At 34.8% G+C, this 10,572-nt stretch carries 8 protein-coding genes; 4 read left to right on the forward strand and 4 right to left on the reverse strand.

The features are described from left to right. The first annotated feature begins 240 nt into the window (after window positions 1-240). Both ACIQ2S_RS07925 and ACIQ2S_RS07930 read left to right on the forward strand, forming a co-directional pair. Window positions 241-876 carry a 5'-nucleotidase C-terminal domain-containing protein gene (locus ACIQ2S_RS07925; protein ID WP_396174741.1) on the forward strand — a complete coding sequence of 212 codons (636 nt, stop codon included), beginning with the start codon at window positions 241-243 and terminating at the stop codon, window positions 874-876. Window positions 877-890: 14 nt separating this feature from the next. Further along, the gene (locus ACIQ2S_RS07930) at window positions 891-1,805 is read left to right on the forward strand and encodes a metallophosphoesterase (RefSeq protein ID WP_396174743.1); all 915 of its coding nucleotides are present in this window, start codon (window positions 891-893) and stop codon (window positions 1,803-1,805) included. Here ACIQ2S_RS07930 and ACIQ2S_RS07935 read toward each other — a convergent pair. Then, complete coding sequence (locus ACIQ2S_RS07935; RefSeq protein ID WP_396174745.1) at window positions 1,791-2,468, reverse strand: hypothetical protein; 678 nt, start codon at window positions 2,466-2,468, stop codon at window positions 1,791-1,793. The genes ACIQ2S_RS07930 and ACIQ2S_RS07935 overlap by 15 nt on opposite strands. Before the next feature lie 137 nt (window positions 2,469-2,605). Continuing rightward, entirely contained in the window at window positions 2,606-3,331 is a 726-nt protein-coding gene (locus tag ACIQ2S_RS07940; RefSeq protein ID WP_396174747.1) for a bacteriorhodopsin-like, read from the reverse strand. A 109-nt stretch (window positions 3,332-3,440) separates the two neighbouring features. On the opposite strand from ACIQ2S_RS07940, the gene ACIQ2S_RS07945 reads away from it, so the two are divergent. Continuing rightward, window positions 3,441-4,334 (forward strand): Brp/Blh family beta-carotene 15,15'-dioxygenase, encoded by an 894-nt coding sequence (locus ACIQ2S_RS07945; protein ID WP_396174749.1) that lies wholly within the window; start codon window positions 3,441-3,443, stop codon window positions 4,332-4,334. 36 nt (window positions 4,335-4,370) lie between these two features. Here the strand turns inward: ACIQ2S_RS07945 and dnaK are convergent, their stop codons facing one another. Then, window positions 4,371-6,254, reverse strand: coding sequence for a molecular chaperone DnaK (gene dnaK / locus ACIQ2S_RS07950; protein WP_396174751.1), 1,884 nt, complete (start codon window positions 6,252-6,254; stop codon window positions 4,371-4,373). A 160-nt stretch (window positions 6,255-6,414) separates the two neighbouring features. Then, on the reverse strand, window positions 6,415-8,916 hold the full coding sequence (locus ACIQ2S_RS07955) for a M14 family zinc carboxypeptidase (protein WP_396174753.1): 2,502 nt from the start codon (window positions 8,914-8,916) through the stop codon (window positions 6,415-6,417). A gap of 166 nt (window positions 8,917-9,082) precedes the next feature. Between ACIQ2S_RS07955 and ACIQ2S_RS07960 the strand changes: the two genes are divergently transcribed. Continuing rightward, the gene (locus ACIQ2S_RS07960) at window positions 9,083-10,507 is read left to right on the forward strand and encodes an L-serine ammonia-lyase (RefSeq protein WP_396174755.1); all 1,425 of its coding nucleotides are present in this window, start codon (window positions 9,083-9,085) and stop codon (window positions 10,505-10,507) included. The last annotated feature ends 65 nt before the right edge of the window (window positions 10,508-10,572 follow it).

Here is a 10,572-nt window from a genome sequence, read left to right on the forward strand (position 1 = left end):
ATTATTTAATACTCTTTTGACCGCAAAATCTTTGATTAACTTTAAAAACATACTACATTTACTTGCTTGCAAAATTATTTAATTAAACTTGTTTTTGCTGTGATTCAAACAAAAATCTTTAATATAAAGATAACACATTTTGTTATATTTATAACAGTTTTATTTTTTATCTCTTGTTCTAAAAAGTATCAAATTACCAAAATTGAAGGAACGAATATCGGGGTGTCTACTGACTATTCTTTGAACAGTTCTATAGAAACATTTGTCAAGCCTTTTCGCGAACACATAGAAAAAGACCTAGACAGTATACTTGCCTACAATCCCGAGACTCTCGATAAAAGTAGAGGAGAATGGCAAACAAATATTGGGAATTTTATGGCTGATGTTTGTTTTGAAACAGCTTCATTAGTTTTTGAAAAAAGATATCAGCAGAAAATTGATGTATGCCTTTTAAATCATGGCGGTATTCGTTCCATCCTTCCAAAGGGAAACGTTACAACACGAACCGCATTTGAAGTAATGCCTTTTGAAAACAATTTAATGGTTATTGCATTAAAGGGCGATCAAATCAGAGAAATGGCGGAATATCTGCTTAAAGAAAAAAAGCCACATCCGCTGTCGGGGATAAAAATATACTTTAATTCCGAATTAAAAATAAAAGCGATTGTAGTTGGAACCTCGCCTTTAGATCTGTCTAAAACATATTATGTAGCCACCTCCGACTATCTTTCTAACGGTGGTGACAACATGATTTTTTTTCAGAAAAATGAAGGAACTTTTGACTTGGACTATAAAATTAGAAATGTATTAATTGACCATTTTAAAGAAGTTGATACGCTAAAAGTTTCCATGGACAAAAGAATAATCGTAGAATAAATGAACGCAAACAGATGAAAAGAAGAGATTTTATAAAAGGTTCAGTGGCCGGATCGGCTTTGGTTGGATTGGGCGGATTGAGCTTGAGCAGTTTTGATTTAGTTCAAACAAAACACCTCACCATACTTCATACTAATGATGTTCACAGCCACATTGATCCTTTTCCTGCCAACCATCCCCGAAATGCAAATATGGGAGGTGTGGCTAGAAGAGCCTCATTAATTGAATCGATAAAACGAGAAAATCCTAATGTGCTGGTATTAGATGCGGGCGATAGTTTTCAGGGAACACCCTATTTTAATTATTATGGTGGGGAACTAGAATTCAAATTAATGACTATGATGGGTTATCACGCCACAACAATTGGAAATCATGAATTTGATAGTGGAATCGAAAATTTAGCTGCTCAAATGCAACACGCAAATTTTAAAGTTCTGTCGGCTAACTATGATTTTAAAAATACGATTATGGATGGCTTTGTGAAACCCTATCATATTTTTGTTCAAGATGGAATTCGAGTAGGTGTGTTTGGACTAGGTATTGAACTTGCCGGTTTGGTAGATAAAAAAATGTACAAAGAAACCGTTTATTATGACCCAATAGAAATTACCAAAGACACTGCAAAGACCTTAAAAACAAAAGAACATTGCGATATAGTTATTTGTTTATCACATTTAGGGTATGGGTATAAAAATGAACCTACAAAAATTTCAGATATAAAATTGGCGGCGTTAACTCAAGATGTCGACTTAATTATTGGCGGACACACGCATACATTTTTAGATAAGCCAACGATTATTGAGAATTTAATAGGTAAAAAAACAATAATTAACCAAGTTGGTTGTTACGGCATTAATTTAGGAAGAATCGATTTTTATTTTGATTCCAATAAAAATGTTTCTTCTGCAGGGTCTTCAATTATCATTTAATTTTTCGGTCAGCAGCATATATCGGTAAAAAATATAATGGGCTCCCATTAGTACAATGACACGTATGGATTCCAAAACTGGTATAAAAAGATAATATTTTTGAATCAAAAAAATCACCGCCAAAAATGCAAATAAAGTGGTGCTGATTAAAAGTAATGTGTTTTTAATACTTGCTTCCATGAAATAATTTGAAACAGAGAGGCCACCTAAAATTGAAATCATAACAATATTAAGTATTGCCGGCAAGAGGCTGTACTCAAAAGAATCGTGATTTAATAAGATAAAATAAGACAAGGGTGTTAAAAAGAGAATCCCTCCTAAACTCACAGCAACTAAATAAATTTTTTGGGTTGCATTGATTACGATACGAATTATTAGGAATCGATATAGTAAATAAGCAATCATTCCAATTGTTAGTGAGACCAATTCATTTGATACAAATAAAATATTTGAAATCGTTGCAAAAAATAAGGCCCAAAAGTACCATTTGTTTTTTATAGAAGAATTGAAATTATACAAAATCCCGAGGAAAAGCAGACTCAAAATTTTAAAAAAATACTCTACAATAAAATAATCAAATAACACAAGAATTGCTAATAAAATACCATTAGCAAAAAACGCTAATTCGTACGGATTATATTTTGCTAGCATAATTTTCAACATAACTCTACTTTCTGGTTAAAACCACTTTTCAATCAAAGTTAATAAATACTTTGTTATAGTTGTGAATATAATAATTAAAAAAAAAAGACCATCTCAAAATCCTGTTTGAGATGGCCTTTTATAAAATTAAATGACTTTTATTTACTTGACTTAACAGCTAAAGTATAAATCACTAAACCAAAACCAATTTTGTTGATTGCATCTGCAATGTTGTAAACAACATCGATATTTAGATTTAAACCGTGTAAACCACTGTACCAACCATCAGTTCCCAACATGTATCCCAATGGATAAATAGACCATCCTACTAATACAAACCAACACAAAATTTTATGAGCAGCTAAAACATCACCGCCAGCTTCTTTGGCTAATTTAGCAGCAGCACCTAACCAAATGTCATAAACAATTACGAAGTATGCTACTCCTGAAATGAATCCCCATAGAGCTGCATTGTCTCTGTCAACAGCTTCTCCAAGATAACCGGTTACTAACATAATGATTGAAAAACCAATCATTCTCCATAACAACGATTGTTTTGCACCGGCAATTTTTAGAATTAAATAAAACTCAAGACACATCAAAGGCACTGTCAAGACCCAATCTACATATCTAAAGAATGTAGGCGATTCCATGTGAGAAGCCCAATAATCTCTCATGTAAAAATAATGAACTGCGGCAATGAATGTAATTAAGCCGGAAACTAAAACAGAAGTACGCCATTTTTTGTCAAACTGACTTAGTGACAAGAAGAAAAAAGCTGATGCAGCCATCATAGCCATACAGCCTACAAAAAAAGTAAATCCTACATAATCAGTTGGATCTAACTTTGGTACCAAATCGGCAATTAACATAAAATTTTTCATAAAATAAAGTTTTAAAGTTTTGTTTAAACAAACCTACGAAAGATTTAACAAATATAAATACATTTTGTTTACTTTTTTTTTACTATTTTTAAACAATTATTTGTTCAGCATGTCAAAAATTACCAATTTCTCAATTGTAGCAAGCTTTTTAGGATTATGGATTAATTCCTTCTTTAGTGAAAATATTCAAATAATTATAGGATTTATTTTAATTTTTTCATTTGGAATACTTCATGGGGCCAATGATTTGCTGTTAATTGACAAAACACAGTCCAAAAATAAAATCGCTTCCTACTATAAAGTACTCATGTTTTATATAGTTATTGTGGCTGTTGGAGCACTACTGTTTTATTTAACTCCAGTGATGGCTCTACTTTTATTTATATTGGTGAGTGGTTATCATTTTGGGGAACAACATTGGCAACGGGACGTGCATGATAACACAAAAATTTTAAACCTACTCTTTCATGCGTTATATGGTTTACTAATTTTAAGTCTACTATTCATTTTTCACGTAAGTGAAGTGCAGCGTATCATTACTGATATAACTCAGGTGTCGATTTCCTCCGAACTACCATTTAAATTTTTTTATTTCTGTTTATTAAGTTTTCTGGCGGTTAGCCTAATTAAATTTTTTAAAAGTGAAACAATAAGAACAATTATTTTCCAAGAGCTACTACTGTTGTTTGTATTTGCTATCATTTTTAAAACATCTTCGCTTATCTGGGGATTTACTATTTACTTCATTTTGTGGCACAGCATCCCATCGATGATGGACCAAATCAAATTTTTATATGGTAGCTACTCCTTTGACAACTTTAAAAAATATTTTAAATCGGCCTTTTATTATTGGATTGCATCATTATTGGGAATTTTACTTTTATACCTACTATTTAGAGCGGAGCATTTTTTTGATGCACTTTTCTTTTCGTTTTTAGCCGCCATTACTTTTCCACACGTTTGGGTAATCGTTAATATGTTCAAAACAAAAAAAGCGAACTAATTAAAGTTCGCTTCTCAATCTATTTTAAAAAAGAAATTATTTCACTTCTTCAAAATCAACATCTTGTGTTTGATCTCCGCCTGCATTTGCTGGTTCTGCTTGTTGAGCTCCTTGACCATCTTGTGCTTTATACATTTCTTCAGAAGCATTTTTCCAAGCTTCGTTGATTTTGTCTAAAGCAGGCTGAATCATGGCGATATCTTTTGCTTCATATGCAACTTTCAGTTCATTCAATGCCGCTTCAATTGGTTGTTTGTTTGCATCAGATAATTTATCACTAAACTCTTTCAATTGTTTTTCAGTTTGGAAAATCATTCCGTCCGCTTCATTCAACTTATCCACTTTTTCTTTAGCTATTTTATCAGCTTCGGCATTGATTTCCGCTTCTTTTTTCATTCTTTCGATTTCTTCCGGAGTTAATCCTGAAGAAGCTTCGATACGAATATCGTGTGATTTTCCTGTTCCTTTATCAGTAGCAGAAACTTTAATGATACCATTGGCATCAATATCAAAAGTCACTTCAATTTGAGGCACACCTCTTGGAGCAGGCGGAATTCCATCTAAATGGAAACGACCGATTGTTTTGTTATCATTTGCCATTGGTCTTTCTCCTTGCAAAACGTGGATTTCAACCGATGGCTGATTGTCTGCTGCTGTAGAGAAAACTTGTGATTTTTTGGTTGGAATGGTTGTGTTCGACTCAATTAATTTGGTCATTACACTTCCCATAGTTTCGATTCCTAATGATAAAGGCGTAACGTCTAATAACAATACATCTTTAACATCACCACTTAAAACACCACCTTGAATAGCAGCACCAATTGCCACAACCTCATCAGGATTTACACCTTTGGATGGTTTTTTACCAAAATATTTCTCCACTTGTTCTTGAATAATTGGAATTCTAGTAGAACCTCCTACTAAAATAACTTCGTCAATATCAGATGTTGATAAACCTGCGTCTTTTAATGCTTTTACAACCGGTTCCATGGAACGTTTCACTAAACTTTCAGCCAATTGCTCAAATTTAGCTCTGGTTAATGATTTTACCAAGTGTTTTGGTCCACTAGCTGTAGCCGTAACATAAGGCAAATTGATTTCAGTTTGAGCTGAAGATGATAATTCAATCTTCGCTTTTTCAGCCGCTTCTTTCAAACGTTGTAAAGCCATTGGGTCTTTACGTAAATCAACTCCTTCTTCGCTGTTAAAGTCGTTTGCCAACCAATCGATGATTACTTGGTCAAAATCGTCTCCACCTAAATGAGTATCTCCGTTTGTAGATAATACTTCGAAAACACCATCACCTAATTCAAGAACAGAAATATCAAATGTACCTCCACCTAAATCGTAAACAGCAATTTTTTGATCTTTTCCAGCTTTATCCAAACCATACGCTAACGCAGCAGCAGTTGGTTCGTTGATAATACGCATTACTTTTAAACCGGCAATTTCACCAGCTTCTTTTGTAGCCTGACGTTGAGCATCATTAAAATAAGCAGGAACAGTAATAACCGCTTCGGTTACAGTCTGACCTAAATAATCTTCGGCTGTTTTTTTCATTTTTTGCAGCGTCATCGCCGACAATTCTTGTGGTGTGTACAAACGACCATCAATATCCACACGTGGCGTGTCGTTGTCACCTTTTACTACTTTATAAGCAACGTTTCCAGCCTCTTTTGCACTTTCAGTATATTTATTACCCATAAAACGTTTGATAGACGCAATGGTTTTGGTTGGATTAGTCACCGCTTGTCTTTTTGCAGGATCCCCTACTTTGATTTCGCCACCTTCCACAAACGCAATGACAGAGGGAGTTGTTCTTTTTCCTTCAGCATTTGCAATTACTACCGGTTCTCCACCTTCCATAACTGATACACAAGAGTTGGTAGTTCCTAAATCGATTCCAATTATTTTACTCATAACTTTAAATTTGTATGTCTTTGTTTTTAATTCGTTTTTTAAAACTTGATTTGTTAAAGTCAAGGATTGTGCCAAGCCTAAAAACAAAAAAACAATGTCATATTTTGACTGACGTATCAGAAAAAATATGACATTATGACATTTTAAGTTTGATTTTTACTTATTCTACCAAAAACAACGCATTGCTAAACAACAGATTTCCATTCTCCCAAAACCCTCTGAATAGCGGATTATCAACCATATAAATCACTTTTCCGGCACCCACATTATCTACGGCATAGGAAACCGTCTCCTCTAATTGCTTTTTAAGGTTGTTGCCAATAAAACCAAAACTTTGGTATTTTTTGGGAATATAAATCACGTTTTGAGCTCCTTTTAATAGCTTGTAATTTAATTCTGTTGTTTTTAGACTAAAGTACTTTGCACCCAATCCAAATGTCATGGGATGCGATGTGTCGACGGCATTTTCAATAATTGCACCAGGAACGTAACCTGAAATTGATCGACGCTCAGAACCCTCGTAGTCTAAAAAGCGATCGCTTAATTCTTGCTCTTCTATTGCTTTTTTTAAGGTTTCCTTTTCATCATCTGTTGCAAATTTTGTCAAATGATAACCCGGTCTGTCTTCAAATTGAGTCACAGCACCACCAATTGCGATAACTTTTCCGCCTTTATTTACAAAATCATCAATATTTTTCTTTTGATAATCTGAAAAGCCATAATAACCTTCAGGCAATACTACGGTAGTATACTCTGTTAAATTAACTCTATTAAAATTTTGCAACTCTACAACACTTACCGGATATTCAATTACCTGATCCATGTAAAACCAAACCTGACCAAAATCGATATTACTAACACCCGTACCTCCTAGCACTAGCACTTTCGGGGCTTTTAAAAGTGGATAATTCTCTCCTCCTAAATCACCTCCTTTTTTTGCAAAGCCGCTTCCAAGGGTAACAAAATCGTACTTTTCTTGAATTAAATTTTGCAAGGTTTGCTCAAAATTAGGTACTTTTGAATTATCTCCTTTGGTTACAATCAGGCCTCCTTTTTCAACTATTACATCATCAAAAGCCACTTCTTTTCGAGCAGTTCTCACTTTGATGTTATTTTGATGTAAAAGACTTAAAACTCTTGCCGAACTTCTATTATTCCATGGAATATAGTACGCATAGACATTGGTTGATTTCGTTGGAATCTGAGTGTCTGCTTTCGATTTTGTTTTTATAGCCAAATTTCCTTTTACAGCATAGCTTTCTATTCCATAAGCAAAGGGCAAAGACCAGGCAGTAATGTCATAGGACAAACTATCGGATAATTTTTGATTGGGTTCAAACAACACTTGTGTGAGTACCGAGCGAGGTTGATCAACTTTAATAATTAAATCATTTGGTTCTACAGTAAATGCGTTGTCCTTATTTGTTTGGTAGTGATAACCGGAAAGTTTTCGCGTTTCGTCTGCAAAAGAACTTTCGATTCTGTTTTTATTCAATAGTTTAATTAACTCCAAATTCTTTGGACTATTTTTTACAATATAGGTCTGGTATTTACCTTTTGGTTTGGTTCGGTTGTCTTTAAAATAGGCTCTAAATTCTTTGTTCAAAACCTCTTTTTGCACGAAAGACAATTCTACAACTGTTAGTAATGCTGCCGTATGATGGTCGATTCGGTCTTGGATAGTTAAAATCTCTCCATTTCTTAACATTACGGCTCTACCTGCTCCAATTCCACCTTGTTCGTAGGTCATTCCCACCGCTCCGTTATAACATGGATAAGTGTCGCCATAACTTGGATAAAACAAATCAAAACGTTCACCGGAGTAGTACATCCAACCCTCTTTATCAAATTTTTTGGAAGTTATCTCTCCTATTTTTTTATGAAAATCACGTTGAAAAGGTGCAATTTGTTCATGATACGGTTCGGCAGCAGGAGGAAAAAAATAGGGTTCGTTATAGCCCATTTCGTGCACATCGGCATGCACCATCGGCATCCATTCATGGTACAAATCCATTCGTAATTGTGTTTCAATTTGTGTTTGCCAAGCCCAATCCCGATTTAAATCGTACACATAATGATTCTGTCTGCCTCCCGGCCAAGGTTCCATGTGTTCTCTGTCTGACAATCCGGGATGTGTTTTTTTACCTGAAATATCACGAAGCCAATTGGAATAACGCGAAAAACCATCCGGATTCAAACAAGGATCTAAAATAACCACAATGTCCTGCAACCAATTTTTTGTATCTTTATTATTCGGGTTTATCAATTCATAAGCTACGCTCATGGCACTTTCGATAGCACCAATTTCGTTGCCATGCACATTAAAACTCAACCAAACAATCGTTTTATCTTTCACATTTGTTGATTTATTTGTATACAAACCAATGGCGTTCAAATGATTTTTTCGAATGTCTTCCAAATTTTTTAGATTTTCAGGTGTAGAAATATAATACGCATTCAAATTCCGTTCCTGCGTAGTTTCGCCATACTTTTTATACTGAATCCATTCGGAGGTGGTAACCAAATGTTCAAAATATTTTTCAACCTGATGATAGTAAGACACTTGCTTACCGTAGTTCGGCAAAAACTCAGCAGGAGATTTGGTTTGCGAATAGCTAATAGTAACCAGGAAAAATAAAACAATAGATAGGCAACGATTCATTTTAAAAATTTTAGAAATCAAATATATATAAATTTAGGATGTAAAAAAGCTTAATTATTATTTCATTGGGATTGCACATCGTTAAAATTCAAACCTATTTTTATAAAAATCATTTGAAAATGCTTCAAACTATGCACTATATTTGCCCTACTAAAACGATATAGTTATGGAAGAATGTATTTCTGTTTTTGACATGCTTAAAATTGGTGTTGGACCCTCTAGTTCACACACATTGGGGCCATGGCGAGCTGCCGAGCGTTTTTTGGCTGAAATTCGAAAAGAAAGTCTTTTTTCAGATGCTGTTCGTGTAAAAGTAGATTTATATGGCTCACTTTCACTAACCGGGAAAGGACACGCCACTGATTATGCGGTAATGCTTGGTTTAAGCGGTCAAAATCCTGAAACTATACCAGTAGCCGACATAGATGGAATTGTACAAGACATAAAAAAGAATAAAAAAATTAAATTAGGCAATGAAAATTGGATTGACTTTGAGGTGGAAAAAGACATCGTTTTCAACAAAAACTTTCTTCCTTTTCATGCGAATGGATTGACTTTTACTGTTTATTGTGCCAATAAAGAGTACCAAAACACTTATTATTCGATAGGTGGCGGATTTGTAGTTACAGAAGAACGAACCGGTGCCAAAAAGAAAACTGCAATCAAATGTGCCTTTCCGTATCCGATTCAAAAAGCGGATGAATTACTAGAATACTGTAAAACAGAACAAAAATCGATTTCTGAAATTGTTTGGGAAAATGAAAAATCGATGCGTTCTGAAGAACAAATTAACCATGAGTTGATGCGAATTTGGCATACAATGCTGGAATGCATTTACATCGGCTGTCATTCCGAAGGAATTTTACCCGGCGGACTAAACGTACGTCGACGAGCATATGATATGCACGAAGGTTTAAAAGGTGAACTACCCTACTCCAATCCGCAAGAATGGTTGGAAACCATCCGAAAAACTGAAGTTAAGTTTCGTCAAATTCTAAAATGGGTCAGTTGTTTTGCATTGGCAGTCAATGAAGTGAATGCCGCTTTGGGTCGGGTTGTAACCGCTCCAACTAATGGAAGTGCCGGTGTTATTCCTGCCGTTTTGATGTATTATTTAGTGATTGAAAACCACGAAGCGGGAGATAAAGAAATCAAACAATTTTTATTGGTTGCCGGAGAAATTGGTAGTATTTTCAAAAAAGGAGCTACGATTTCTGCCGCAATGGGAGGTTGTCAAGCTGAAATTGGGGTATCTAGTGCCATGGCAGCAGCAGCTTTATGCGAACTCATGGGAGGAACGCCTGCACAAGTGACCATGGCTGCCGAAATTGCAATGGAACATCATTTAGGAATGACGTGTGATCCGATTGGTGGTTTGGTTCAAATTCCGTGTATAGAACGCAATACAATGGGTGCAATTAAAGCCATTAATGCAGCTGAATTGGCTTTAGAAACAGATGCATTAAATGCAAAAGTTCCATTAGATAAAGTAATCAATACCATGTGGGAAACAGCCAAAGACATGAACTCCAAATACAAAGAAACCAGCGAAGGTGGATTGGCAGTTGGTGTGAACTTGGCGGATTGTTAGTGAGAAATAATAGGATTACTTATTTCATTATAACTCTACTAGTACTATTTCTTGGGATAGTATCA

The organism is Flavobacterium sp., assembly GCF_044371705.1.
Lineage (GTDB): Bacteria > Bacteroidota > Bacteroidia > Flavobacteriales > Flavobacteriaceae > Flavobacterium.

Bases quoted from the DNA above. Each gene is read 5' to 3' on its own strand.
- dnaK (WP_396174751.1), bottom strand. From the start codon at position 6,254: ATGAGTAAAATAATTGGAATCGATTTAGGAACTACCAACTCTTGTGTA.
- ACIQ2S_RS07955 (WP_396174753.1), bottom strand. From the start codon at position 8,916: ATGAATCGTTGCCTATCTATTGTTTTATTTTTCCTGGTTACTATTAGC.
- ACIQ2S_RS07930 (WP_396174743.1), top strand. From the start codon at position 891: ATGAAAAGAAGAGATTTTATAAAAGGTTCAGTGGCCGGATCGGCTTTG.
- ACIQ2S_RS07935 (WP_396174745.1), bottom strand. From the start codon at position 2,468: ATGTTGAAAATTATGCTAGCAAAATATAATCCGTACGAATTAGCGTTT.
- ACIQ2S_RS07945 (WP_396174749.1), top strand. From the start codon at position 3,441: ATGTCAAAAATTACCAATTTCTCAATTGTAGCAAGCTTTTTAGGATTA.
- ACIQ2S_RS07940 (WP_396174747.1), bottom strand. From the start codon at position 3,331: ATGAAAAATTTTATGTTAATTGCCGATTTGGTACCAAAGTTAGATCCA.
- ACIQ2S_RS07960 (WP_396174755.1), top strand. From the start codon at position 9,083: ATGGAAGAATGTATTTCTGTTTTTGACATGCTTAAAATTGGTGTTGGA.